Below are 26960 nucleotides of genomic sequence, written 5' to 3'. Positions count from 1 at the left end.
CCTCAAGCTCCCTTTTCAGCTCCCGGGAGTCTCTGCACATGAAGCGCTCTTCTTACTCTTCTTTTCTCTGCATTCCTATATAAACTGGATTTGTAACTCTTAGTGTAATAGTTTCCATCCGGTTTGTCAAGCGGGAAACTGGTTATAAATCCCGATAAAACTGAAAAACACGTTGTTTTTCGTCAAACTTTAACTCATGAGTTCTCTTTTTCTCCATATAATTATAATAGTGAATATTGGAGGAATAATTATGACAAACAAACATGTAAAACAGGCCCGCCGTCTGCTGGCCATTCTTCTCTCGGCCTCCATGCTGGCGGCCTGCGCGGGACCAAAGACACCAGCACCGTCTGAAACGTCTTCCGCCCAGTACGAACAGTACAAATCGGAAAATGTGAGCGTCCAGAATCAATTTGACGCCCTCACTCAGACTATTTTCAAAGAAGAACTTAAGAATTCTGGCCTTGATCTTCATTACACGCTGGCTGATCCAGCTTCACGCGGCATCACAGAAGTTCCTGATACTTTTGGAGAATTTTCTCTGGGCAACATGAAGAAAAACTACGGTGAAATGCAGGATTTGAAGAAAGCGCTTGGCTCCATCGATATAAAAAAGCTGACTAAGGAGCAGAAACTCACCTACAAGATTCTCTCCTCTTATCTTGAGACGGAACTATCTTCGGAAGGCCTGGAACTCTATGCACAGCCCTTAACCAGCACGATCGGCATTCAGGCACAGCTCCCTATCCTTTTGGCCGAATACACCTTTTACAGTAAAAAGGACGTAGATCACTACCTGGCCCTGCTGTCCACGATTGATACATATTATGGACAGATTCTGGAATTTGAGAAGGAAAAATCGGAGGCAGGACTTTTCATGTGTGACACCGCCGCCGACCATGTTCTTCAGTCCTGTGAGGCCTACTTAATTCAACCGGACCACAGTTTCCTGGCGGAGACCTTTAACGAACGGGTTGACGCTCTTACCGATGCATCACCGGAAGAAAAGGCTGCATATAAAGAGCAAAACCTTGCGGTATTAAAAGATCATTTTATCCCCGCCTATAAGAACCTCATTGACGGGATCACTTCGCTGATGGGAACAGGGACTAATGAAAAAGGATTGAGTGAATTTCCACAGGGAAAGGAATATTTTGAATATCTTGTAAAATCCAACACGGCAACCTCCTATGACAGCGTTGAAAAGCTTCAGAAGGCAATTGAGAAACAGTTAAATTCTGATCTAAAGGCATTGGGAGAAATCGTGCAGACTCATCCCGAGCTGGTCGATGCCCTGGATACCTATGCATTCCAGTATACAAAGCCAGATGAAATTCTGGAGGCCTTAAAAGGGCAGATTTCCAAAGATTTTCCCACGCTTCCCGAATGCAGCTATAAGGTCAAATACGTTCCAAAAGCGCTGGAGGGTTCCTTAAGTCCTGCATTTTACCTTGTGCCTCCGCTGGACCGTTACCAGGATAATGTCATTTACATTAACGGCGGCACCAGATTTCAGAATGAAGATTTATTTCCGACACTGGCTCATGAAGGCTATCCGGGCCATCTATATCAAAATGTTTACTTTATCAGCAATAACACCTGTGATCTTCGGAAGATTCTGTCCTTCTCCAGCTATTCGGAAGGCTGGGCCACCTATGTAGAGTATTATTCCTACACGCTTGACAATGGACTCGATCCGAGCATGGGGCAGCTTCTGGCCCACAATGCCGCCATCTCTCTCGGCCTGTATGCACTGCTCGATATCTGCATTAATTACGATGGCTGGGATAAAGGACAGGTAAAAGAATATCTCAGTAAATTTTATAATATCGGTGACAGTGATGTCGCAGATACCATCTATTACAGCCTGGTGGAGAATCCTACCAACTATATGGAGTATTACGTGGGATACATGGAAATTATGGAAATGAGAAATACAGCGGAAAAGATTTTGAAAGATCAATTTGATTTAAAAGCATTCCACACCTTCCTCCTCGACATCGGTCCGGCCCAGTTCAGCATTATACAGCCATATTTTCGGTTGTGGCTGGCGGAACAGATGGATCAGTAGGATCAGAAAATGAGTTTAATGGGTATTTATTTGGCCACTTATCCAACCCTATTTATTGAACATTTGACCAACTGACCATTCCATCCATCATGCATTTTCTAATTTCTTATTATGATTTATGCAGTATATAATTTGTACTGAATAAAGGTGCCGCTTAATCACTAAGTAAATGTGATTAAGCGGCACCTTTATCTATCTGCCATATTACTATTTTATAATTTCACACATGACCAGTATCTTCGATATGATAATAATTATTGCAGGCCTCTTTACAGCTTTTTATAATCTCTGTTATATTCCAGGTAATCATTATCGCCATGCTCAATGTGTCCGCTGGAATAATTCTTTCCATCCACAAGAAGCTTCAGCTTGTCCAGTTCAAAATTTTCCGTAAATGTATTCCCAATGGCTGTCAGCATTAATAATTCTCCTGACGTCCCGCTGGATGGTATTTTTGAAAGATCAAGGGTACCGATGCCATCTTTTGTGTCAAAATTAAGGACCTCAGTCCCTTCTTCTAAAACACCATATTCAATCAGCTTATCAACCAGCGACTGCGCTGTCAGTTCATCTACTGCGTCCATCGCCTGATTTAATCCTGTCGCATCTTCGTTAGAACTGTATACAGATATGATCTCCATCGGTTCCACGTTCGGATCCGGTACTTTATCGCTGGCCCCGCCGGTCGATGCCTCAACCATAGGCTCTGTTGCTGATTCTGACTGTTTTACGGGAGTTGGTGTACATGCCGCCAAAGATAATACCAGCATAGCTCCTACAAAACACATGATGAATTTTTTCATGATTAATTATAGCCTCCTTCTAGTTCTCCTCAAGGCTCCGAAACCAGGTATTTAACTTGGTCAGAGCTTTAATAAAAGCTTCTACTTCATCTCCGCTCAGCTGACCGATAACGCCATCGATCATATCCTTATGGAATCTGGCATGATGCTCGTAAGCAGCCCTTCCTTTTTCTGAAAGAAATATATAGACAACGCGGCGGTCCTCTTTTCCTCTCTGACGAGTCACATAGCCTTTCTTAACCAGACTGTTCATCGCAATCGTCAGTGTCCCGACTGTCACAGAAAGCTCTTTTGCTATAGTTGACATATTCTTCGGTTCTTCGATCCCAATGGCTTCTATGACATGCATATCATTATTCGTCAAGTCCTTAAACTCAGATGTAATAATGGCCTGTTGTTCTATGTCCATAATATCGCGAAACAATCTTACCAATACTTCGTTCAGAGTCCCGTAAGTATCCACGTCTATCCCTTTCATACGTTCCTGCCAATAAAAGCTTCCTCATGATTATACATGATAATGAAACCTAAGGCAACCACCTGAATTCTTATGAAATTCTTAAAAAACTGTTTAATTACTGGATTTTATGCCAAAAATCGGCTCAAAATAATGCTGGCCGCTACTCCTGCCGCTGTAGCCACCAAAGCACCTCCCATAGTATACCTTGTTTTTTTGATTTTTACAGTGCCAAAATAGATACTGAGGCAGTAAAACACAGTTTCTGTACAGCTCATTAAAATTGAAGTCAGCATGCCAACATAGGAGTCTGTGCCGTATTCCTTAAAAATATCAAGCACAAGTCCTGTCGCTGCGGAGTTTGATACCAATCGCACCAAAATCACAGGTACCACTGGTGCCGGAAGGCAAAGCCAGCTTGCAGGATTCTTCAAAAGTTCCCCCAGAAAATCCAAAAAGCCCGAAGCGCGCAGTACTCCCACCGCAGTCATCAATCCGATCAGCGTTGGCATAATCCCTGCAACTGTTTTCATCCCATCTTTTGCACCATTGATAAAATCATCAAAAACCGGACGTTTCGAAAGAATTCCAAATCCAACAATATAAAAAAGAATCAGCGGAACCATTGCCTCCGATAAAAATAAAATAAAGCTCATTGAAACTCCTCAATTCTGTCTATTACTACATTCTATTCAAAAATCCCCTTTTCATTCAGGGCAATCCAGTATAAAATAGAGTCAATGGCAGTTGTACCAAAAGTAACGCGCTCAATCGCCAGAATGGGCTTTTACCCCATGCGAAAGTCCCAATAAATATATGAAAAATTTGATAAAAAGAAAGGATTCTCCAATATGAGCATATTATTTTTACAGTATCCCCCATGCAGCACCTGCAAACGCGCCCGAAAATGGCTGGATGACAATGGAATCTCCTATGAAGCCCGCCATATCAAAGAGCAGAACCCCACCGCGGCAGAACTGGAAACCTGGTACAAGAAAAGCGGGCTCCCTCTGAAAAAGTTTTTTAACACAAGTGGAAATCTTTACAAAGAACAGAATTTAAAAGATCGTATACCAGAAATGACTGAGGCTGAGCAGTTGGAATTGTTGGCTACAGATGGCATGCTTGTAAAACGGCCGATTGTTGTGGGGGAAGAATTTGTTTTGGTTGGGTTTAAGGACGTGGAGTGGAGTAGATGCTTAAGATAATTCTATAATCTAAAAATCAAAAGGGGTCTTAAAAACTCCCCTAAAAGAAAAATCACCCGGGCCATGGGGTCAATGGCAATAAGGTAAGAAAATCTCTCTATATTAAAATGAGATGTACGGGGAATTTTTATGAAATAGCTTAACATAAATACAGATTTGCGTGGGCACCTTGTAATTAAAAAATATATTTTAAATACAAGGAGGTACACAATTGAAAGTTGTTAAAATTTAAGAATTACACTCAAAGGCTTATTAAGTGGCCACATTTTTTACAAGCGAAATCAAGAACCACGTAAAAAAGTAAGTATGAAAATAAGAATCGCCAGAACCGGTATTTGCCGGAACTGGCGATCCCTAATTGAGGACTGATTTTACAGCCTTTTTAAGATTTATACTAATAATTAATTTTATGTTTTGTATAACAAATATTACATTTTTTGATAATCATGATAATCTTATTACTCTTTGGTAAGCAAAACTCCTTGAGTTTCTGTCGTAAGCATTTCACGCATACCATTTAAAACAACAGCGTGCAAACCACGCAAACGATAATAACAATCTACAGGCTGTCCAATAATCTTAAATGATAAAGATTTCATTGCCAGATCTTCATCCGGGTATTCCTCTTTTGTATACGAAAATGTAAAATGATCCACATTTACCCATCTTTCTTCACTTTCAATCCATCGATCTAAATAAATTCCAAAAACGGTTTCATCTACATCTACATGAGCCAAAGTCTGCATAAATACACCTATTGATCCGTCTTGTCCATTAGATATTCTTAATGTACCAGTAGATATTATTGATCCTCTCGGCTGAGGCTTTACAACTATTTGTTCAGTTCTCCCTTTTAACAAAGCCGCATTCTCAGCCGATCCCATTGCAAAAGTAGGTATTGTGCATAATATGCATATTAACATACTTAAAAACATGCTTTTAATAATCTTATTCATTTCTTCTCCTTATTAAACAAAAATATTCCTTAAAATTTCTGCAAACTCATCCTCACTTATAATTCCAGATAGGTAATAATAGGCACCATCGTAATTTATAACTGCACTATATTCAATATCATCTGTAGCTAAGGTATTCTTTTCCATTCTTATATTCTGGTTTAGCCAAATATTATATATTTCTTTATAAACAGACCTATCAGAAGCTACACTATTGGAGGCCGCTACAGGATGCTTAGCTTGAGTAAAGTAAAATTTTTTATCATTATAGTTAAACTCCATCGTAGCATTCCCTTCACTCAATTCAATTCTTGTAAATTTCATCTCAAAAGGGAGATATGCCATTTTTAAAGGTTTAATTCCCAATAATTCTTCTATATCACTATAAGCCTTATCAATGCCATCATCCTCTGACAATATATATTGATCATTATTCCATACAAGATTACTCTTTCCTGCCGACCTCTCTCTCATCCTATAATCATAAGCCTTCTTCGCCGATGTCCCCACAGAAGTCCCACCAATTATCAAAACCACTAACAGCGCAACAAACGCAGGCCTATGCATATATCTTCCTGCGTTGGTCAGACTGTTTTTTAGTTTTACCTGCCTTTTAACAGCAGGTTTGATTCCTCTTTTATCCATCTCAGCCAATATTTTCTGAAATTCACCGGGCGGTGCTTCAAGTAGATCAGAATCTGGTGCTATTTCCGGGTGCTCCTGCATAAAATCAAGCAACCGTGCATCCATTCTTACTTGTCGTGTTAAAAAATATTTTATTCGCTTGAAAACAGAACATTTTTTTCCATGATTCCTATCTTGGTCCACGCACACACCTCATAATTACAGGTTATCCTGAAGTTCCCACACGCTTTGGGGTTGACATTTTGTTGCTAACGTTTACTATAATAGTATATCGATATTGGGAGGCAACGTCTTATGAAAAAAATCATTTTAACCGGCGGCGGAACAGCCGGACATGTTACCCCGAACCTTGCTCTGATTCCATCTCTGAAAGAACATGGCTATGAGATCCGTTACATTGGATCCTATCAGGGAATCGAACGGAAACTCATCGAAGGAGCGGGTATTCCCTATGATGGTATCTCCTCCGGTAAACTCCGCAGATATTTTGACATCAAAAATTTCTCCGACCCATTCCGCGTTATGAAAGGCTATGGCGAGGCCCTGAAGCTGATAAAACTCCACCGGCCCGATGTCGTCTTCTCCAAAGGCGGTTTTGTTGCCGTTCCCGTTGTTCTTGCGGCAAAGCATTATAAAATTCCGGTTATTATCCATGAATCCGATATGACCCCCGGACTGGCTAATAAAATCTGTATTCCATCAGCGGCAAAGATCTGCTGTAATTTCCCGGAGACGCTGGGATACCTTCCAAAAGAAAAGGCATGCCTTACCGGTTCCCCGATACGTAAAGAACTGTTACGGGGCGATCGGCTTACCGGACTAAAATACACCGGTTTGTCTGCCAACCGCCCTATCATTCTTATTATCGGCGGTAGTCTCGGTTCTGTTACCGTTAACCGCTCTGTACGCCATATACTTCCAAAACTGCTTGAGACCTTCCAGGTAATACATATCTGCGGCAAGGGCAATCTGGATGAAAGCCTGAAAACCACCAAAGGATATGTACAGTACGAGTACGTTGACGCACCATTGAAACATTTATTCGCTGCAGCGGATCTAATGATATCAAGAGCAGGTGCTAATTCTATCTGTGAAATTCTGGCACTCCATAAACCTAATATCCTGATTCCACTTTCTGCTGCTGCCAGCCGCGGTGACCAGATCCTAAATGCACGATCATTCGAAAAACAGGGCTTCAGCTGCGTCCTGGAAGAAGAGAATCTTTCTGACGATTCCCTGTTCCAGGCCATTACCCAAACATACAATGACCGTCAAACCTATATCAGCCGCATGGAACAAAGTGAATTGCATAATGCCGTCGATACAATCGTGGATATGATCGAATCTCTGGCTTCAAACTAAACATTATTAAATTTTTAAATATCGTATTTTGGTCCGAGAATCTTTTTCAGACACATTCTTGTCCTGTAAATCCGGGAGCGGCATACCGTTCCCGGTATCTCCAGCATCTCACAAATCTCTGGTATAGTTCTCTGTTCAAGGAAATACAGAACGGCCATCTCTTTCCATTCCTGTCTCATATTGGCGATTTCCGTGGTAATTCTCTGTATTGCTTCCTCACTGATAATAATATCAATGGGATCCGTTACCACGTACGTGGTCAGCATCTCAATACATCTTACCGAATTCTCCTCATCAAGACTGACCTTTTCATAGCGTCCATTCTTTCTGAGGCAGTCAATCGCTTTTCCTTTCAGGATTTTCACCAACATCGCTTTCTTGCGTGTTGGCGACCATGTTAAGGAATACTTCCTAAAATAAGCTATGAAAGTTTCCTGAACTACATCTTCAAGTTCCATATTGGGAACATTCAGCGCTCTCGCAATCCGGCGGAGCGTTCCCTGATACTCTTCGTAAATCGACTGTAACAGCATATCTTCATCTTGTTGCATGCTCATCTCCTATGCCCCCTTTGATTACAGGGTGCTCCTTATGGCAGCTCCTGTTTCTGTTAATTCTTCCGGGCTCACCTCTCCCGGTACCCACGAAACCATAACAGGCCCTTTCTCATAACGAGGAATAATGTGCACATGAAAATGAAATACAGTCTGTCCTGCTTCCACCCCGTTATTCTGGACTACGTTAAACCCGGCGCAATTCAAAGATTTTTTCATCGCCGTTCCTATCTTTGCTGCCAGTGGAAGGACCTTGGCCGCAACATCCTCATCTAACTCGCAGATGTCGCTGTAATGCTGCTTTGGTAGAATTAATGCATGTCCCTTCGATGCCGGGCCCAAATCCAGAATTACACGAAACGTCTCGTCTTCGTAAATGGTTTCTGACGGTATCTCGCCATTAGCAATTTTGCAGAAAATACAATTGTCATCCCTCACACTCTCACCTCCTTCCATTTTATCCCCATATCTCGGTATTGCGTTTTTTCCTGGGCCTGCGATATAAAAGGATCCCCATTACAATGCCTATTAATAAACCTGCAATATGCGCGGCATTATCAACACCTGTGCTGGTAAAGCCAAAATACAGGGAACATACAATCATCACAACCAGCTGTCTGGTACTCAAGTCTTCCAACCGGCCACGATTTATGATGACGGCGTATAAAAGTCCGCCTATCACACCAAATATAGCTCCCGAAGCGCCGGCTGATACGACGTTTCGGTACTCACCTAAATTCACGGCCATGGATACGATATTCGCCCCCACTCCGCAGATCAGGTAGAAAAACAGATATTTTATATGACCCAGGGCTCTTTCCAGGTTATCACCCAGGATAAAAAGAATCAACATATTGTTCATAATATGGCTGATTCCAAAGTGCATAAATACAGAGGTAATTAACCGGTAATATTCACCTTTTTCTATTACCAGCGGCGCATACATGGCGCCGTGTGCCACCATGAATGATGTATTCTCCGAAGAACCTGTCGCCTCCAGAACAAGGAAGTACAGCACGTTTAGCGCGATAAGGCCGGTATTCACATATGCTTTTTTTCGTCCGTACAAATCTTCCATTGTGCTCTCCTTATAATCTTACGACCATTCTAGCACAATTTGCCGCTTTATGTAAATATAAATCCAATATTTGCGATATAAACTTCTTCTCCAGGCAAAAGTACCGCGGTTTCGTTCATCTCCAGCAGCCTTCCGCCTACCGTAGTTCCGTTTGTCGAATTTAAATCCGTAATCCTGTACTCCTCCCCTTCTCTGTCTATTCTCGCATGGAGACGGCTGACTGTATCACGGGCTAATACATAGTCTGCCAGTCCTTCCTGTTTACCAATAATAAACGGAACGTAGGAAATGATAATGTCAGGGATTCCCGGTTCTGTACTGCGGAGGCATCTGGAATTTAAAGGCCGTTCCGGTTCAGTCAATAGGGCCGTAGTACACTCCTCATTCTTTAAATTCATCTCATAATTACCTGTAACCGGAATTTCATGACTGTTCTCAGGTTCTTCCTGAAACACCATCTGCCACTCATGGCGACTTTCTTCCTCATCATATCTGTTTTTGTCCTCTCGTTCAACAAAATCCCGTTCTTTCTGATCCCCCTCAAGTAATTCCGGAATGACGATACGCACAAATAAAAAAATTATTGTCAGCACATCCAGCGCGACCAGAAGCAGCCAGTATTGTTTTATACCTCTTTCTCCATATAAAAACCAGCAAAAAACAGGTCCGCCTGCAGCAATAACGGCAAAGGTTAAAATATTGCGGAACAGAGCTCTCGTTTCCACCAGACTTTCTTCTCTCTTTTTACTGCCATCCTGTAATATAGTTTTGTTCTCAAGCACCTTTTTTCCGCGCTCTTTCCACTCCGGTTCTCTTCGCACCGCTTTTTTATTCCTGCCCACCGGTCGTATCAGCTCCGCCTCTCCATCGGTTTCCATCGCATCCGTCTGCCAGTCATTATCTTTCATCTCCGGTTCTTTCCCCCACTCGTTTCTCATGTCATCAGACTTATCCCGGCCTGTCAGCCTCAGAAGGTCCCCCATTCCATAGTTCTCCTTCAAGCTCTCCTGATAAAGGCCGTATGCCATTACTACACACTCCTTATCCTGATGATTCACCTTTCCAAGAAGGTATTGCAGAAGAGCCGTCATCTCTTCCGGAAATATCCCCTGACGTCCTGGAATAAGACAGAGATACACCGTAAAATTTTCCGGCTCCACATAGATATAATCCGGCTCTAACAAAATCTGGCCTTCCTGCAGTAAATATGTCTCCATCCGCTCCAGAGTCCTGACGATCCCCGTAATCAGGCATCGGAGCTCCTCTGCCCCCAGGCTCTGGTATTCCAGAAGCCGCGTCAGAGGCTGTCTCGATGTAATCTCATAGTAGTAAGATCTTATGTTATCCACCTGCTTCACATGAAATTTCAAAAGTCCATCGATACAGTTGGAGGCCATCATCCGTATCTCATAGCTGTCGTAAAAAGTTTCTTCCGGGATAATAATCAGATAATTATGCTTCAGTTCTCTTTTATATGTGATTTCCATATCATTCCTCCTGGTTTAAAAGACTGCACATCCGCAGGAAATTCTCCGGATCATATTCATTCTGGTGGATTGAAAGGGACCAGGTTCCCCCTTCTCCAGAGGCGCTGACGCTCCGTCCCATCAGTGCCGTTCTTTTTTCCTCTATAATGAATTTATAGCCGCTCCAGGAGAATGGTCTTCCTGCCAGGCGCTCTGCATAGGCTGCCGCCTCCTCCGACGTAATCTCCTCTCCATGACGTAAATACTCTGAAGCTCCCTGCAGGGCCATCGCTCCCACAGTCTCATCCCGCAGCCTGTACGCTGCCTGAACAGAAAACAAAACTGCCCACAGAACAAGCGCCATAACGAAGGCTGCCTCTATGGTATAACTTCCTGCCAGTCTTTTTTTCATGAAATCACCATCCAGATCCATCCGGGAATGAGGAACGGTAAAAATGGCACCGTCATTCTGTGTATATTTATTCCATGTTTTTTTCCATAAAAAAATAGAAACAGGCAAAATATACCGCCCCATAATATTCCGTATAAAAGCAGCCGCACATTATCATAAAAGCTTAAGTAAAGCCCGCTGACCACGAAAAACAAGCCATCGCCAATTCCGATCGCACCTGCGGTCAGCCTGCCTGCTGCCAAAAGCACCACCCCCACCAGGCCCCCGCTCAGGGCCTGTAAAACAGGCTCCCCACCAGTCAGCCTGATGGCACATGCAACTGCCCCATAGCCCAGATACAGCCATACACTAACACTTTTATTCCGCAAATCCTGCCAGGCCGCAGCCGCTAAAAATGTCATAAATATTATATGTACCCGGTTTATATCTTCCATTGAGTCTCCTCCTTTCCCGTCCTTCTCTATTTTGCGCAATAAGAACATGGCCCCAGATATTCCACCTCCGACAACGGCACTGCGCGCACATAAGCGACAATAGATGAGCAATTCCTGTCGCCATGATAGCTCTCCCCGCTTGGCATGATATATACAGAACTTCCCGGTCCCGCAAGGCCGCCGCATCTGGCACACGGTTTATACTTCCTTCCATCAGAATTTCTCACAGTTCCTGCATCTGCAAAAGAGATAACGCTGATATGATTGTAAAGATAGTGGCAATTCCTGTTTCTATGGTACCGGGTACTGCTCTTGCCGATATAGACCAGTTCATCTTCCATATCCTGTCCGGTATCCCCTTTCCCCTTACCGCCGTCTCTGCCAATCCATGCTCTTCTGCAGCTTCTGGCCGTCATTGGCACACTCTTTATGCAAAACACAGGAAATGGAAGAACCATCTGGTAGCTGAGAATTAAGTCTATGGTTTCTCCGTCCTCCAGAATCCGGGAGCCGGTCAGGGAAAACTGACCTGCCTTCTCCGTATGAATCTGGCTTCTTATCCTTCCTTCTGCATATAAGCGAAAGCCTGTCTTCGTCATATCCTCAATGAGTTCCTCCGGAATTCCGCTTTTCTTATAGACTTCGCTTTCCAGCGTGGAATCGGACAGCACCCCCGCATACTGGCTGATTTCCGCGCACACCTGTTCCAGCTCCGTCTGTATTTTTCTGTTCTCATTCATCAGTACCATCGGAATCATCAGGAGCATCATAGCAAACAGGAACAGCGGCAGTGCCAGCGCGGCTTCTACCGTTATGCTGCCGCACACACGAAGCCGGTCTCCCAGCTGCCGGTACCAGACATGCCGGGGGGAGGCGAAAGATAATACCCTCTTTACAGGGAGGCCGTAAATCTCAAGGGGGATTCGTACCTGGAGAGTAACTGATCTTTTTTTATTAAAATCCTTTGATAAGGGCCGCTGTAAAAAGGGCATTATCCTTCGCCTCCTGTTCTAATACGCTTTGTCCGTATGTACTTCCATGGTATAGCGTGGATCCCCACCCAGCCAAAACAGATGCTTTCCAGTGCCAGTGCCAACAATCTCAGCCTGGTACACGCACCGTTCCATGGTAAAATCCGGCTGTTTTCTGGAGAGATTTATCTGGACTACGTCCATCACCCGATAATATAGACGCTCTGCCGGTTCTATAAACAGCAGCATCTTTAAGTAATCCTCATAGCGTTTTCCCTCCCCCGTCTCCTGTCCTGCTTCCACTTTTCCCTGTTCTCCCAGGGTCAGAAGTCCGTCTAAATTCAGTTTCCACGTCTCCCTCGTCTTTATAAGCGGAACTCTGTCTCCGGCCAGAAGAGCCTTTAGATCTGCCGCCGCTTCCCCCAGAGCCCATACTGTCATAACAAAGAATGCTACAATCCCTGTAAGCGGTGCGGTCCCGGTAATACCGGTAATTGCCGCAGCCAGCGCACGCGCCTCCTCTCTCTTCTGGCTGTCTGACAAGATATGTATAAGATTAAGTCCTTCCCGCACTGCCAGAATTTTCGCCGCGGCGAATTTCAGATTTTCTTCATCTGTTGATTTGCCTCCCAGCACATATTCCTGCTCATAACGCACCTCCTTCTGGTCAGCCGACAAAAAACAGGTGAAAAATCTGCCTATATATTCATCTGTCAATATGCGTTCCAGAAAATTATCTTTCAAAATGTCTTCTGTATGCATTGCCGATGGAAGTCCCCTTGTCTGAATCACACCTTTAGAAACCTCCTGCCCTTCAGGAAGGACTAACATCAACAGATCCAGTCCCGCCATCTGCTGAATCTGCTCCAGAAGATTCTGCTTTTCCGGTTCCTTCAGCCCCGCCCGAAAGGAGAGCTCCGGTATCTTCACTCTATTCCAGACAGCCTCAACAGATCCCCATAATGCATCCTCATCCGGCCCATCTCCCTCGTCCTCGTCACCCCATTCATCAATAATTTCTTCGACCTCATAAGACCGCTCCACCGCACGGTCGATCAGCCCTGCATTTCCTTCTGTCCCGGGGAGCATGGCTTCTATCTCCCTCCGCTTCTCTCCGTTCTCAGAAATGTATGACTCATAGCTGGCCAGTTCCTCCTCCATGGCCCTCCGTATACCTTCGCTTAAATCATCCCTCTGCTGCTCTGTGTCCGCCCTCGTTTTCTCCAGATGTGCAGCCAGTTCGTCAGCTTTCTTTTCGTAGGTCTTTATCAGCCCCGGAAGGCGCTCCGCCTCTTTTTTTAACTGCTTTGCGGCGGTCCGAAAACCGGATCCTTCCCAGCCGGACAGCCTGGCGGCGGCCTTTTTACGATACTCTTCCTGGTTCTCCAGCGATTTCCATATGGCTTCAAGCGCACGTTCCATGCGTGCCGCCTCCCTCGCGTGGCCGCTGTACGCCTCTGAAACGGTCTGCAGGGATTCCGCCTCTTTCAGTTCCTTCCATAGAGTTTCCGCTTCGGATTCCTCCGCCACAGTATCCCAGATTCCATACCGCATGTAATCCTGTATCTCCTGCTTAAGGTTGGCTCCGTGCTCATCAGTAATATGGGAAATCCCTTTGACCGAGGCGGACTGAATGACAGCCGGATACCAGCCATGGGTTTCCATATAAGGCTCCATATGCTTCAGCCATGTACTGCCTGGTTCGTCCTCATCTTCGTATTCCAGCAGGAAAAGCCGGTACTGCTCCCATGCCGCCCGGTGATAGCCGCTGAATACAGAATCCATGGCGGAATCTGCCGCCATCTTCAGATACCAGCCTGCCCCTGCGGTCCTGGCGGACTCGACGAGCCCGCACACCAGACTGCAGACGCACAGCATAACCAGACTTAAGAATACGGTTATCTGCCCGCTTTTGCGCATATTAATATACCTCTTTCGACTGACTGTTGATTTCTTTGAATACATTGTTCAGCAGGGTTGTAATCTGTTTCTTAAAGATGATTACAAGACCGATCAGCACGACCAGAATCAAGACAATCTCAATTACTCCCACGCCATCCTCTTCCTTCAAAAATGCAGCCAGCTCTTTCTTTATCCTTTCCATACCATTCACCTCCCTTCTCAGTAAAAAGCCAAGAACGCAGGCACTACCATCATGACCATAACAACGCCAAGCATTAGAAACAGCGGCAGCAGCAGCTTTGTCCCGGCTTCTTCTCCCAGTTTTTTCGCCAGGTTTTTCCGCTGTTCGAACGCAGTCACCATCTCCAGCTCCAATGCGGCTTTAAGATTCTTACTGCCGGTTTTCCGGTTCTGTTCCAGCAGTGCTGCCAGCTTAACGTAGGGCTGCAGGCCGCACCTTCGCCCAAATTCACCGTATGCCCTGCTCTCGGCCATTCCGCTCTTTAGCTGGGAAATCGTATGACACATCTCTTCATAGGCAGGCCTCGGCTTCCGTGTTCCTCCCTGGACCGTGTTTTCATATCCCACGGCAATCCGTTCCCAGGCAGTCCGTATCGTCATCCCAGCGCTGATAAATACCATGAATTTTGATACAATTTCAGAATAGTCCAGAAGCAAAAGCTGCTCCCGCTGTTTTTTTGCATTCTGCTCCTTCATTTTCTCCCGCGCCGCCCACAAAAAGGCAAGAAGAACTCCCAAAAAAGGGATCACCGTATAGTCTGTATCACGCTCCCGGTAATAGCTCAGCTTTTTTCCGTCCACTTCCTCCGGAAGAAGAAGCTCTTTCTCTGTCTTCTGCCTGTTATCCAGGTGGCGGCACGCTTCCATGACCTTTTCCTTAAGCTGCTCATCCCCGTTTAAGACCGGCGGCATCACGGTCACCCGTATGTCGTATTCCTGCGTATGGGCTCCATCCGTTAAGACTGCTTTTAACCAAACCGTCTCCCCTTCCTCCGAAACACCACTGTTTACCACGGTACCAAAGGAGTCCACCAGTTCTGCGTTCTCGGATTCCCAGCGGACCGTTAAGCCGTAGGGCTCCAACACACGCACTAAATCCAAATCACCGCGAACCGCCTCCAGTGATTCGTTTCCGCCCAGAATCCGGTCTGTCAGTTCCGGGAGTACCGTATCATACAGTGTTTTGGCCTCCTCGTCTGAATACTGCCGGTCTCTCACCGGTATCGTAACCGGTATTTCCCGCCCTTCCTCCCCCAACTCCCGAACCATAACCTCATACAGGAGTTCCCCTTCTCCGTGGGACGCCCGTTGCAAGGAAGATACGGGCACCCATTTGCCTCCCTGAAAAATCAGTAATACTGCATACAGTATGATTCCAGCCGCTGCACAGGCCACAGAAAACTTTGGAACCGGAAATTTCACGGATTTCCCCATTGCTACACCTCGATTCTCAAAATTCTTCCTGCCAAAGCATACGCTGCCGCGTAGAGCACCAGGCACCCCGTCATGATCCCTCTCCCTGCACCAGTCTGATACATCATATCGAAGAATCCAGGTGAGCTGACATCGACGTACAGTACCAGAAAAAAAGGAATCAGATTCATAATCTTCTGTTCAAACTGTTTGGCAGCCGTCATTGTTGCAATCTCTTCCTGAATCTGTATCTTGTCACGAATCACACCCGAAGTGTGGTTAATAATCGAGACCAGTTCTCCCCCGCTTCGTTTTGCCGCGGCGAACACCTCGGCGAAATTCCTTACATCGTCCAGTCCGCTTCTGTCGCCGAATTCCCTCAACACCTGTTCAACCGGGCGGTTCATGCGGATCTGTCCCTCCATATGGCTGAATTCTAAAGTCATCATGCCGGAAGGTCCATACATGACCACCAGTTCCTTCACACTGGCTGAAAATGCATTCTCCACCGAGTATCCGGCGCTCAGAAAGGAGGATAGAATCAGAATCCCTTCTTTAAATTCCAGATTCAGCTTTTTTAAACGCTGTTCTTTTAGATCTCGCTTCTTGATCAGGGGATAACACAGTCCGAACGGACTCAATAGAATAAATACCGGCAGACTCCGGTAAAATACATAGGACACGGCCGCCGCAAAACCGGCTCCTGCCGCCGCATATTGGAACCATTCCCCGGCGGACAGCCGGTACCTGTCATAACACAATGCCTGCTGCCCGCAGTTTTTCCGTGTGCTTAAGCGCTCCGGTTTTCTTAAGGCATCCGGAGACGGCCGCGTCCGGACCTTTTCGTTCATCCGTCTTTTCCTCAAACTCATACAGGGAATGAAGCCTGATTTCCCCTTCTTCATAACAATCCACCTCCACAATTGAAAGCACCCGTCTGCTCCTGTCTCTCAGTCTCCCCAAATGCACGAGAATATCAAGAGCCGAAGCCAGCTGACTGCGGATCGCCGGCAGAGGCAGTTCGGCCCCCATTAACATCATCGTCTCCAGTCTGGACAGCATGTCCTTCGGGCTGTTGCCGTGTCCCGTACTCAAGCTGCCGTCATGCCCCGTATTCATGGCCATAACCATGTCCAGCGCCTCCTTTCCCCGGACCTCCCCCACAATGATTCTGTCCGGATTCATACGGAGCGCCGCGCGAATCAGATCTGCGATCGTGACGGCGCCCTCCCCCTCTGCGTTTGGCCCTCTGGCCTCCAGTCTTACCAGATTCGGAACGGCACGGATCTGCAGTTCCGCGGAATCTTCAACCGTAACCAATCGTTCTTCTGCCGGAATGCAGGCGGTAAGCGCATTTAAAAACGTGCTTTTCCCGGAATTCGTTCCTCCGCTGATAAAAATGTTATACCCCGCCGTCACCATTTTCTTTAAAAATACAGCCGCCTCCTCGCTGACCGAGCCAAACCTGATTAATTTCTCCATCGTAATCGGCTCCGGAAACTTTCTGATCGTCACCGCAGGACCATCTAATGCAATGGGCGGCAGGACGATGTGTACACGGGATCCATCCGGCAGTCTGGCATCTGCTACCGGCCGGGAGACATTCACGGTACGGTTGACGCGGCTGACAATCTGCTGAATCATGTCCTCCAGCTGCTCCGTGCTCTCAAAGCCTTTGTTCCACGCCTCCACATGCCCCTTCCGTTCGATGAAGATATGATCCGGTCCATTCACCATAATCTCAGTCACCTCACGGTCATCCACCAGCTCCTGCAGCACTCCCAGCCTGCGGAAGGAATCAAACAGGCTGCTGCGCAGGTCCACCCGCTCTTTTAATGGCAGGTATCTGGCCTGCCCGTATTCCAGAATCCGTTCGTCAATCAGCTCATACAGTTCTTCGTCACTGATATGGTTCTGTCCCTCCAGAACCGTCATCAGTTCCTGCCTCAGTTCCTTTCATAATTCCTGATCCATCGCTTATGCCCCCTGTCACCTGACTGCCGTTTTCTCTCGTTCTTTTCCTGTTGTTCCGTTACTACGATTACCTCCCCTTCAACAGCTGCCTCGTATAATCCCCTAACTCTCCCCACAGCAGCTGCTCCAGATAGTTTTCCTTTCTTCCAAAACTGCTGTGATACGGAAGCTTAATCTTCTGAATCCGCTCCTTAAGCGCCTCATGCCCTGAACGGACTAAGTACTCTTCGAATTCCTCCACCTTTGCCACAGACATGCAGTCATCCTTCACCGGCATAAAGACCGTACTGCATACTTCCAACACGGAAGCGGCCTTTTTCCCAAACTGTCCTAAATCCACCACCACGATATCGTAGGCGCTCTCCTTTGCAATCCGCGTCAGCAGATCTGCCATATCCTCGGCCGTAATCTGGCACAAATCCTCCGGATACCGCACCGGCGGTATGTAATCCAGATCCCCCCAGGAGTAGATAACCGAGCTAAGCCGTACCCAGCTGTAATTTCCCTGTCCGTAAAAATACAGCAGGTCGGACAAATCCGCCTTATGCTCTTCCCCAAACAGCTTTTCCAGTCCGGAGCAGTCTTCTAAGTTTACATAAAGCACCCGTGATTTTCTGGACAGAAGCTGGCCCGCAGTCAGCGCAAAGGAGGTCTTTAAGCAGCGGTTGACAGGGGAGTACACACCGATGATATCACCGACATTCCCAATCGCGGTAAGCGCAGGCTGAATCGCCCCCACACAGTAACATGCCATTACCTCCCGCATGGATTATCGGTAGCCTGATACTTATAGACGCTCGGGTACTGTCCATCGACCGGCACCGTCTCCCCGTCAGCCAGCGTCACCACCCTGGCCGCTCCCAGGCGGTCAATCTCCTCCTTAGGCACAGTACTGTTAATCAGCAGCAATTCAATCTCATGCTCCATGGCATAATTTTTAAGCCTTTCCAGCGTCGTAAACGCCATGACGGTAAAAGGCACCTTTTCCTTCTGGTTTACAAAATCTGCAAACCGGTCGGCATAAAATGGGTCCACGTCGTAGACCGCCATAATCCTGTTTGTCACACCTTCGCTCCTATCCCGGTATCATGATGAATGCCATGGTCCCAAAGAGCAGACAGACTCCCAGAGGGATTACCGCCTCCGCCCCGTCCCTGGCAAAATCATAATAGGCCGTTATTTTTTTTGTATGGTAAATGCGCCTGATATAGGCTGTGAGATGGCCAAATCGCTCGTGAAAGCTGCCTTTCACCATCATCTTCAGAAAAGACCAGAAGGCCCCGATAAGAAATCCCAGGCCGATCGCCGCGGCTCCTGCGGTAAAGCCTGAGTAGCCGCAGATCAGCGCGGCCAGCTTGACATCTCCCGCTCCGATCATGCGGAAGAAAAACAGTGGAAAAAACAGTGCGGTCACCGCCAGCATACGCGCCAGAAACAGCCCGCCCTCTTTTAAATATACCGCCGTCTCCGGAGGCACTCCAGACTCCACCATGGCAAGAAGTATCCCACAGACCATGGAAATGGCTACCCACCAGTTGGGAATCCGGTGCTCCCGCACATCGTAATAGGCGCCGGCGGCCAACACCAACAGCAAAATCAAATTTTGAGCGATAAAATCCCCCTCTTTCTCTCTTTATATTTTATCAAAACTGGGAATTGTGCCGGAATATCGGCGCTGCAGTCATAAAAAGAATTCTATGACCCTGTGAATCATATCTGCCCTCTGAATGGGGGTAAGAATGTTTCTTAATTATGCACAATCCGAAGCTAAAAGTCAACCTGTTTTCCACAAAAATACTGTATACATTTATTTGCTTTACATAACTGTGAAGCCTTGATAGAATGGACTTTTTTTCCATCTCACCCCCGGCTTTTTCCACTTCATTTTGTTGACGTTCTCTCCCTAAAATGGTAAAATACAGTTAGTTTATTTTTTTAAACCAAAGGAGGAATTTACATGTTGGAAGCCGGCGATTTTAACAAGCTTTTTCGCGACTGCATGCCGCTGTTTATTGCTCTTGGCGACGAGGTCCGACTTTCCATCATCGGGGTGCTTGCCAGCACCGGTCTCTATGACGATCATGAGACGAACATCGCCGCTTCGCTGGAGGGATACCGCCCCGACGGAGCCCACGGCATGAATGTAAAGGAGATTACGGAGCAGACCAACTTATCACGCCCCGCCATTTCCCATCATTTAAAGATTTTAAAAGACGCCGGACTGGTGAATGTTCGCCGGGAAGGCACTTCCAACTACTATTATCTGACGATCGCAGACAGCACAAAAGAACTCCGCAGACTGGGGACTTATCTCCAGGAACTGCTTTCTTCTGCCAAAGAGCGGCCTTCGCCAATGAATGCAGGCAATTTATGAATATTTTGGTATTTTCCAGATATACTATTTTCTATAGTAGAACTGTTGACTTATTAAAATCTGGAGATGAAATACGATGAAAAACATGATATTCAGAAAACGGCTGGTCCGTTCCGAGGAAGAAAAAAATTTACGCCGGGAGATCGAGCGTTCTAAAACAGCCATTGATTCGGCAAGAAACCATTTTGAACAGGTAGTCGATCCCACGCTGATTGACTGCTATATCTATGAACTAAACGCGGCACAGCTGCGTTATCAGTTCCTTCTGCGCCGCTTCAAGAGCCGGGAGGTATAAACTTTTATCACTGGAGGATAAATATATGAGCAAGTGGTATGAAAAAGGGGTATTTTATCATATGTATCCCTTAGGGTTAACGGGGGCGCCGAAAGAGAATTCCGGAGCCGACGTTACAGACCGTTTTGAGGAAATGGATCAATGGATTCCTCATATTCGGTCACTTGGCTGTAACGCCATTTACATCGGGCCACTGTTTGAGTCCTCCTCACACGGGTATGACACGCGGGACTACCGCACGGTAGACCGCCGTCTGGGAACCAATGAAAGCTTCAAAAACTTCGTTTCCCTGTGTCATGAATCGGACATCAAAGTGGTGGTTGACGGAGTTTTCAACCACACAGGCCGGGAGTTCTTCGCATTTCTGGACATTGCCGCAAACCGGGAGAGTTCTCCTTACCGTGACTGGTATAAGGGCGTGAACTTCGGCTGGAACAGTCCGCTGGGAGATTCCTTTGGCTATGAGGCCTGGCAGGGCCATTACGAACTGCCCTGTCTGAATCTGTGGAATCCCGATGTAAAACAGTATTTATTTGATACGATCCGGTTCTGGGTCGATACCTTCGATATCGACGGAATCCGCCTCGACTGTGCCAATGTGCTTGACTTTGGCTTCATGAAGGAGTTAAGGAGCCAGACCTCCGCCATGAAGGATGATTTCTGGCTGATGGGCGAGGTGATTCACGGCGATTACAGCAGATGGGTGAATGATGAGATGCTTCATTCCGTCACCAATTATGAGCTGCACAAAAGCATTTATTCCGGTCACAACGACCACAATTACTTCGAAATAGCCCATAATGTCAGGCGTCTCGAGGCCATCGGCGGCAGGCTCTACGCCTTTGTAGACAACCACGACGAGGACCGGATTGCCAGCAAACTAAACGATCCGGAGCATTTATATCCTGTCTATACACTCCTGTTCACGCTTCCCGGAATTCCTTCCATCTATTATGGAGGAGAATGGGAGATTGAAGGCAGGCGGACAAAGACGAGCGATGATGCGCTCCGGCCTCGTATCACCATCGCAGACGAGGAAAAACTTCACTGCGGCCTGACAGATCTCATTGCCAGACTGGGAACCATTCATGATGAGAATCCTGAATTCCACGGGGGACGGTATCAGGAGCTCCTTCTCACCAACAGGCAGTACGCATTTGCACGGTTCCATCAGGGACATGCCGTCATTACCGCGGTAAACAACGACGGAGCCGATGTATCCGTCGCCATACCATGCCCGGTAAGCGGCACCACAGCGGTAAATCTTCTCGACGGGGAGGAGTATCCCGTTACAGATCAGAAAATCACGGTAACTCTGCCGGCAAACCGGGGGGTTATTCTAAAGATTACGGAGGGCTAAACTTATGGCAGGAAGCAAAAAGGAAATTGGGACAGGATTTATCACGGAAGTGGACCGTTATCTCTTCAACAACGGCAGACATTATGAGATCTTTGAGAAAATGGGCGCGCATCCGAAAAAATATAAGGGCAAAAACGGCATGTATTTTGCCGTCTGGGCACCTCATGCGGAGCAGATCGGTGTCGTCGGCGACTTTAACAGCTGGGACCCGGAGGCAAATGCGATGACGCCTCTGGCCGATTCAGGCATCTGGGAGGCATTTGTCCCTGGCATCGCTGCAGGAGAGCTATACAAATACGCCATCACAACGAAAAGCGGCAAAATCTTATTCAAGGCAGATCCCTATGCATTCAGCGCGGAATACCGCCCCGGCACCGCTTCCGTTACCACCGATCTCTCGGACTTCCAGTGGGGAGACGACGCCTGGATAGATAAACGCGGAAGTGCCGATCCTATGAACGCCCCGATGAGCATTTACGAGGTTCACCTCGGATCCTGGCGCAGGAAAAACAGACCGGAAAAAGACGGCTGCTATACATATGTGGAAGCTGCAAAGGAGCTGGCCGATTACGTGACCGACATGGGATACACCCACGTGGAGTTAATGGGAATCGCAGAGCATCCCTACGACGGCTCCTGGGGGTATCAGGTCACCGGCTATTTCGCCCCTACCTCCCGCTACGGAACGCCTCAGGAATTCATGTACTTTATCAATTACATGCACAAAAAAGGAATCGGCGTCATCCTGGACTGGGTTCCGGCCCATTTCCCACGGGATGCGCACGGTCTCTCTGAATTTGACGGAGAAGCGCTCTATGAATACGCCGATCCCAGAAAAGGGGAGCACCCGGACTGGGGAACCAAGGTATTTGATTACAGCAAGTATGAGGTAGACAATTTCCTCATTGCCAACGCCATTTACTGGGTGGAAAAATACCACGTAGACGGACTCCGGGTGGATGCCGTCGCCTCCATGCTCTATCTGGATTACGGCCGGGAGAACGGCAGCTGGATTCCCAACCGTTACGGCAGCAATGAAAATCTGGAAGCCATTGAATTTTTCAAGCATTTAAACAGTGTGATGGCAGACCGCGGGAACGGCGCCATTGTCATCGCGGAAGAGTCCACCGCATGGCCGAAAGTCACCGGGAAGCCGGAGGATGAGGGTCTTGGCTTTACCTTTAAGTGGAATATGGGATGGATGCACGATTTCCTGGAGTACATGAAGCTGGACCCGTATTTCCGCAAATACAACCACCACAAGATGACGTTCGGGCTCACCTATTTTACCAGTGAAAAATATATTCTGGTGCTGTCCCATGACGAAGTCGTCCATCTGAAGTGCTCCATGATCAACAAGATGCCGGGCCTTTTAGAGGATAAGTTTGCCAACTTAAAAGCGGGCTACACCTTTATGCTTGGTCACCCGGGCAAGAAGCTGCTCTTTATGGGGCAGGATTTCGGCCAGTTCCACGAGTGGGATGAAAAGGCTGCGCTGGACTGGTACCTGACCGACGAGCCGCAGAATGCCGGCTTACAGAGCTACGTGAAGGATTTACTGCAGCTCTACCGCAAATATTCGGCGCTCTATGAACTGGATTACGACTGGGACGGTTTCCAGTGGATCAATGCCAACGACGGAGACCGCAGCATCTTCAGTTTCGTCCGTTACAGCCGCGATCACAAACGGAGCCTCTTATTTGTCATCAATTTCACTCCGGTGGAACGGCCTGACTACCGTGTAGGCGTGCCGAAACGCGGAACCTATACCCTGGTGCTGGATAACAGCCACGGCCTCTACAAACGGGGCGACAAGGCCCCTGCATTCCGCTCCGTAAAAAAGGAGTGCGACGGTCAGGATTATTCCATCGCTTATTCGCTTCCTGCATACGGAACCGCAGTTTTCCGTTTTTGATAATATTTTTAGTTTTATGTAAATTGTGTGCAAAATATTCAGAACTTTTTACCGGAATATCTGTACTTTTTATGGAATTTGTAGTAAAATAAAAGAACCAAAACTACTACATAGTTTAGACTCAAGGATGGAAGGAGAGGTTATATATGGCAGCAGAATTGATTGCAACAACAGCAACAAAAAAAGTATATCGTGACGGAGACAAGGCGATTAAGGTTTTCAACGCGGATTTCCCGAAGGCGGAAGTATTAAATGAAGCGCTGATTACCGCGCGTGTAGAAGAAACCGGCGGAATTGACGTACCAAAGGTATTGGAAGTCGGTGTATTTGAAGGTAAGTGGTCCATTACGTTTGACTTCATTGAAGGCAAAACCCTCCAGCAGCTTATGGACGAGAACCCTGACAAGCTTCCAGAGTACATGGAACAGATGGTTGATCTTCATCTGAATATTCTTTCCAAACACTGTCCTCTGTTAAACAAGCTGAAGGATAAGATGTCCAGACAGATTCTTGAGACTGAAGAGTTAAGTGATATTACACGTTATGACATGCGCACCAAGCTGGACAGCATGCCGAAGCATACCAAGTTATGCCACGGTGATTTTAACCCGACCAATATCGTCGTAAGAGAAGACGGCTCCATGTGTGTTCTCGACTGGGTACATGCAACTCAGGGTAACGCCAGTGCAGATGTTGCCAGAACCTACCTTCTGTTCTGCTTACAGGATCAGAAAAAAGCGGATATGTACATGGATATTTTCTGCAAGAAGACCGGTACTGCAAAGAAGTACGTACAGACATGGCTGCCGATCGTAGCTGCGGCTCAGCTGTCAAAGAAACGTCCGGAAGAGATTGAATTACTTCAGAAATGGGCGAATGTCTGCGATTATCAGTAGAATCAGAGATTAAACGAAATTTAAAACCTCCGGGATATTCTCCCGGAGGTTTTTTGCTGTATTCCCCGCAGCTTGATCTATTCCGACATCACTCGTGTTTTCTGTTCCTCACTGCCACCGTCGTCTCTCACCGTCAGCACAAACAGCCTCGCAAGATAATCCCCCTGCCGCACTCCCGCCGTCTTAATGCCGCTGGCCTGATCCGACAGAATCAGTCCGTAATTCATGAGTTCATCGCCGTAGCATGTGTATGGAAACTCCGCCATTCCCTGTTCCCGTATCTCATACTCCCCCTCTTCCAGAAGCCCCAAAAGCCTCATCCTGCAAAATCCTGCATTTACCGGCTGCAGAACTCTGAAGTAAGCCGCCAGCGCCTCCCGTTTGTCCGGAGAGACCACGATCCAGCCAGCCTCGCTGCGTTCATTCTCAAAGGGACTGATTAACCGGTAAAAGGTCCCTTCCGCAATCAGTCTGCGGTTTGCCTTCATAAATGCACTCTGGTTCTTCATCTGTTCAAGCTCCGCCTCACAGATTGCCGTTACATCCATCTCATATCCAAAGGTACCGAAATACGCACAGACTGCCCGTGTCTCCATCGGAACACGGCGGTGTGTCTGGTGGTTCGGAGCCGCGGAGACGTGGCTGCCCATGGAGCTTAATGGGTAAACGTAAGAAGTACCGTACTGAATTTTTATTCGCTCCACTCCATCCGTGTCGTCTGAGGTCCATGTCTGCGGCGCATAATAGAGCATTCCGGGGTCGAACCGCGCGCCGCCGCTGGCACACGATTCAAACAGAACGTGAGGGAATTTGCGAATCAGCCGCTCATACAGACGGTAGACGCCCAGAATCTGCCGGTGCATGACGGTTCCCTGAAAGGCGGCATCCCTCCCTGAAGACCACGCCTCAGTGATGCTGCGGTTCATATCCCATTTGATATAGCTTAAATGCCCCCGCCCGATGATGTCCTCCATCAATCCGCCGATATAATCAATCACCTCGTCCTTCGAAAAGTCCAGAACCAGCTGGTGGCGGCCGACACAGCGCGGCCTGTCCTCACTGCCCAGCACCCAGTCCGGATGCACCTCATACAGGCGGCTGTCCCGATTGACCATCTCCGGCTCAAACCAGAGACCAAAGGAAAGCCCCATGGCCCGTATTTTCTCCGACAGCCCTTCGATACCGTCCGGCAGCTTCTTCCGGTCCGCATACCAGTCCCCAAGCGAAGAAGTGTCATCGTCACGGCGGCCAAACCACCCGTCATCCAGGACAAACAGCTCCACACCGGCCTCCCTGGCCTTTTCCGCCAGGTTCAAAAGCTTCTCTTCCTGAAACTTCATATAGGTGGCTTCCCAGTTATTGATTAAAATAGGGCGCTCCCGGTCTCTCCACCACCCCCTCGCCAGTCTGGTCCGGAACAGCTGGTGGAACACCTGGCTCATTCCGTTTAAGCCCCTGTCAGAATAGACCAGCACCGCCTCCGGGGTCTGGAAGCTCTCCCCTGCTGCCAGCGGCCAGGAAAATCCCTCCGGATGTATACCAACCATGATTCTCGTTGTCCCCATGGTGTCAACCTCGGCACTGGCAAGAAAATTACCGCTGTATACAAGGGCGGCCGCGATGACTTCCCCCGCCGACTCCCCCGCATCCGGCCTCAGCAGAGCCAGATATGGGTTAAACTGATGGCTGCTGTGGCCTCTCATGCTGTGAACCGACTGTATCCCCTGGTGCAGCGGATGGAAGTCGGGATAACGCTCCCGCCCCCAGGCACCCGCCAGATCGAGCATCGTATAGCGGCTGTCCGGCAGATCGAGGCTCAGACTCATGGCCTGCTCCAGCCGGATTCCCTGGCACCCCTCCAGACATTCAAACCGGGCATTTCTGGCAACCACCGGAAAATCACTGTAAATAGTATAACTCAGCACCAGCCGCACGCGGATCAGGCTGTCCTCTAAATACAGCTCCAGAGAACAGGCTTCCCCGTCATCCTCCACATACGTGGCCGGCAGTCCCTCAAGCGGCTTTTTTCCTGCAAAGATGCGGTGCCCTGCATAGGTAAATCCGGTTATCCTGCTTCCATTTCCGCAGGCAATGCGGTAAGCCGGATAACGCATATCCCCCGTTCCGTACACCGGATACTCCTGCCGCACATGCTCCCTGGAAAATGTATTATCGCCCTCAAAAGGACACGGCGCCATATCTCTCACCGCATATTCCAGCATATGGCCATAGTCTTCCCTGTCGCGAATCCTTTTTCCATAGTACAGCTGCCCGACAGAGCGGTCAGGCAGAAGTTTCATAATATAACTGATTTCCCGGTTATAAAGGTGGAACTCTTCCGTTCTCTCGTGAAAAACAATAGCCATATCCTGCAATCCCCCTCTTTCGTCACT

At 47.5% G+C, this 26960-nt stretch carries 27 protein-coding genes, 1 pseudogene and 1 other annotated feature (1 of these 29 cut by a window edge); of the genes and pseudogenes, 8 read left to right on the top strand and 20 right to left on the bottom strand.

Features of this window, described 5'->3' with window-relative positions; all coding sequences use genetic code 11:
- Positions 1 to 77, bottom strand: a binding site (T-box leader); it reaches 187 nt to the left of the window's first position.
- Between the two features lie 173 nt (positions 78 to 250).
- Positions 251 to 2071 carry a DUF885 domain-containing protein gene (locus H8S75_RS22110; RefSeq protein WP_187023402.1) on the top strand — a complete coding sequence of 607 codons (1821 nt, stop codon included), beginning with the start codon at positions 251 to 253 and terminating at the stop codon, positions 2069 to 2071.
- Positions 2072 to 2340: 269 nt separating this feature from the next.
- Here H8S75_RS22110 and H8S75_RS22105 read toward each other — a convergent pair whose 3' ends face one another.
- From H8S75_RS22105 to H8S75_RS22095, 3 genes are all read right to left on the bottom strand, one after another.
- A complete protein-coding gene (locus tag H8S75_RS22105) occupies positions 2341 to 2874 on the bottom strand; it encodes a GerMN domain-containing protein (RefSeq protein ID WP_187023401.1) in 534 nt (177 codons plus the stop codon).
- Positions 2875 to 2893: 19 nt separating this feature from the next.
- Positions 2894 to 3352 (bottom strand): MarR family winged helix-turn-helix transcriptional regulator, encoded by a 459-nt coding sequence (locus H8S75_RS22100; RefSeq protein ID WP_187023400.1) that lies wholly within the window; start codon positions 3350 to 3352, stop codon positions 2894 to 2896.
- 107 nt (positions 3353 to 3459) lie between these two features.
- Positions 3460 to 3987, bottom strand: coding sequence for a spore maturation protein (locus H8S75_RS22095; protein ID WP_055659872.1), 528 nt, complete (start codon positions 3985 to 3987; stop codon positions 3460 to 3462).
- Between the two features lie 195 nt (positions 3988 to 4182).
- On the opposite strand from H8S75_RS22095, the gene H8S75_RS22090 reads away from it, so the two are divergent.
- Positions 4183 to 4539, top strand: coding sequence for an arsenate reductase family protein (locus H8S75_RS22090; protein WP_187023399.1), 357 nt, complete (start codon positions 4183 to 4185; stop codon positions 4537 to 4539).
- Between the two features lie 458 nt (positions 4540 to 4997).
- Here the strand turns inward: H8S75_RS22090 and H8S75_RS22085 are convergent, their stop codons facing one another.
- Positions 4998 to 5495, bottom strand: a complete 498-nt coding sequence (locus H8S75_RS22085; protein WP_187023398.1) for a DUF6147 family protein — start codon at positions 5493 to 5495, stop codon at positions 4998 to 5000.
- A gap of 12 nt (positions 5496 to 5507) precedes the next feature.
- Positions 5508 to 6323 (bottom strand): DUF4367 domain-containing protein, encoded by an 816-nt coding sequence (locus H8S75_RS22080; protein WP_349768970.1) that lies wholly within the window; start codon positions 6321 to 6323, stop codon positions 5508 to 5510.
- A gap of 111 nt (positions 6324 to 6434) precedes the next feature.
- Here H8S75_RS22080 and murG point away from each other — a divergent pair, with 111 nt between their 5' ends.
- Entirely contained in the window at positions 6435 to 7502 is a 1068-nt protein-coding gene (gene murG / locus H8S75_RS22075) for an undecaprenyldiphospho-muramoylpentapeptide beta-N-acetylglucosaminyltransferase (protein ID WP_187023397.1), read from the top strand.
- Between the two features lie 14 nt (positions 7503 to 7516).
- Here murG and H8S75_RS22070 read toward each other — a convergent pair whose 3' ends face one another.
- From H8S75_RS22070 to H8S75_RS22005, 14 genes and pseudogenes are all read right to left on the bottom strand, one after another.
- Positions 7517 to 8059: an RNA polymerase sigma factor gene (locus tag H8S75_RS22070; protein WP_025532466.1), complete on the bottom strand. Its 543-nt coding sequence runs from the start codon at positions 8057 to 8059 to the stop codon at positions 7517 to 7519.
- Positions 8060 to 8077: 18 nt separating this feature from the next.
- Positions 8078 to 8494, bottom strand: a complete 417-nt coding sequence (locus H8S75_RS22065; RefSeq protein WP_110323707.1) for an HIT family protein — start codon at positions 8492 to 8494, stop codon at positions 8078 to 8080.
- Positions 8495 to 8513: 19 nt separating this feature from the next.
- A complete protein-coding gene (locus H8S75_RS22060) occupies positions 8514 to 9134 on the bottom strand; it encodes a rhomboid family intramembrane serine protease (protein WP_187023396.1) in 621 nt (206 codons plus the stop codon).
- Between the two features lie 47 nt (positions 9135 to 9181).
- Positions 9182 to 10621 carry a DUF6382 domain-containing protein gene (locus H8S75_RS22055; RefSeq protein ID WP_187023395.1) on the bottom strand — a complete coding sequence of 480 codons (1440 nt, stop codon included), beginning with the start codon at positions 10619 to 10621 and terminating at the stop codon, positions 9182 to 9184.
- 1 nt (position 10622) lies between these two features.
- Entirely contained in the window at positions 10623 to 11012 is a 390-nt protein-coding gene (locus H8S75_RS22050; protein ID WP_187023394.1) for a hypothetical protein, read from the bottom strand.
- Positions 11009 to 11446, bottom strand: a complete 438-nt coding sequence (locus H8S75_RS22045; protein ID WP_187023393.1) for a prepilin peptidase — start codon at positions 11444 to 11446, stop codon at positions 11009 to 11011. The genes H8S75_RS22050 and H8S75_RS22045 overlap by 4 nt, the downstream gene beginning before the upstream one ends.
- A gap of 26 nt (positions 11447 to 11472) precedes the next feature.
- Positions 11473 to 12438, bottom strand: coding sequence for a TadE family protein (locus tag H8S75_RS22040; RefSeq protein WP_187023392.1), 966 nt, complete (start codon positions 12436 to 12438; stop codon positions 11473 to 11475).
- Between the two features lie 18 nt (positions 12439 to 12456).
- Entirely contained in the window at positions 12457 to 14337 is a 1881-nt protein-coding gene (locus tag H8S75_RS22035) for a DUF5702 domain-containing protein (protein WP_187023391.1), read from the bottom strand.
- Between the two features lies 1 nt (position 14338).
- Entirely contained in the window at positions 14339 to 14521 is a 183-nt protein-coding gene (locus H8S75_RS22030) for a Flp1 family type IVb pilin (RefSeq protein WP_002605686.1), read from the bottom strand.
- A 17-nt stretch (positions 14522 to 14538) separates the two neighbouring features.
- A complete protein-coding gene (locus tag H8S75_RS22025; RefSeq protein ID WP_187023390.1) occupies positions 14539 to 15774 on the bottom strand; it encodes an immunoglobulin-like domain-containing protein in 1236 nt (411 codons plus the stop codon).
- Positions 15775 to 15776: 2 nt separating this feature from the next.
- Positions 15777 to 16514: a type II secretion system F family protein gene (locus tag H8S75_RS22020; protein ID WP_187023442.1), complete on the bottom strand. Its 738-nt coding sequence runs from the start codon at positions 16512 to 16514 to the stop codon at positions 15777 to 15779.
- Entirely contained in the window at positions 16504 to 17688 is a 1185-nt protein-coding gene (locus H8S75_RS22015) for a TadA family conjugal transfer-associated ATPase (protein WP_187023389.1), read from the bottom strand. The genes H8S75_RS22020 and H8S75_RS22015 overlap by 11 nt, the downstream gene beginning before the upstream one ends.
- A gap of 106 nt (positions 17689 to 17794) precedes the next feature.
- Positions 17795 to 18777, bottom strand: a pseudogene (locus H8S75_RS22010) (P-loop NTPase family protein).
- Positions 18778 to 18802: 25 nt separating this feature from the next.
- Complete coding sequence (locus H8S75_RS22005) at positions 18803 to 19327, bottom strand: A24 family peptidase (RefSeq protein ID WP_187023388.1); 525 nt, start codon at positions 19325 to 19327, stop codon at positions 18803 to 18805.
- Between the two features lie 357 nt (positions 19328 to 19684).
- Here H8S75_RS22005 and H8S75_RS22000 point away from each other — a divergent pair, with 357 nt between their 5' ends.
- The 5 genes from H8S75_RS22000 to H8S75_RS21980 all read left to right on the top strand — a co-directional run bounded on the left by H8S75_RS22000 (position 19685) and on the right by H8S75_RS21980 (position 24567).
- Positions 19685 to 20101, top strand: a complete 417-nt coding sequence (locus H8S75_RS22000) for an ArsR/SmtB family transcription factor (RefSeq protein ID WP_117632659.1) — start codon at positions 19685 to 19687, stop codon at positions 20099 to 20101.
- A gap of 76 nt (positions 20102 to 20177) precedes the next feature.
- Positions 20178 to 20396: a YaaL family protein gene (locus H8S75_RS21995; protein WP_002605693.1), complete on the top strand. Its 219-nt coding sequence runs from the start codon at positions 20178 to 20180 to the stop codon at positions 20394 to 20396.
- Positions 20397 to 20421: 25 nt separating this feature from the next.
- Entirely contained in the window at positions 20422 to 21756 is a 1335-nt protein-coding gene (locus H8S75_RS21990; protein WP_187023387.1) for an alpha-amylase family glycosyl hydrolase, read from the top strand.
- 4 nt (positions 21757 to 21760) lie between these two features.
- A complete protein-coding gene (gene glgB, locus H8S75_RS21985; protein ID WP_187023386.1) occupies positions 21761 to 23671 on the top strand; it encodes a 1,4-alpha-glucan branching protein GlgB in 1911 nt (636 codons plus the stop codon).
- Between the two features lie 146 nt (positions 23672 to 23817).
- The gene (locus tag H8S75_RS21980; protein ID WP_187023385.1) at positions 23818 to 24567 is read left to right on the top strand and encodes a phosphotransferase family protein; all 750 of its coding nucleotides are present in this window, start codon (positions 23818 to 23820) and stop codon (positions 24565 to 24567) included.
- A 77-nt stretch (positions 24568 to 24644) separates the two neighbouring features.
- Here H8S75_RS21980 and H8S75_RS21975 read toward each other — a convergent pair whose 3' ends face one another.
- Positions 24645 to 26933, bottom strand: a complete 2289-nt coding sequence (locus H8S75_RS21975; RefSeq protein WP_187023384.1) for an alpha-galactosidase — start codon at positions 26931 to 26933, stop codon at positions 24645 to 24647.
- Between the last annotated feature and the right edge of the window lie 27 nt (positions 26934 to 26960).

It is taken from the genome of Hungatella hominis (genome assembly GCF_014288005.1).
Classification (GTDB): domain Bacteria; phylum Bacillota; class Clostridia; order Lachnospirales; family Lachnospiraceae; genus Hungatella; species Hungatella effluvii.
Note: the sequence above shows the minus strand (reverse complement) of the source record. Positions and strands in the feature narration are given on the sequence as shown.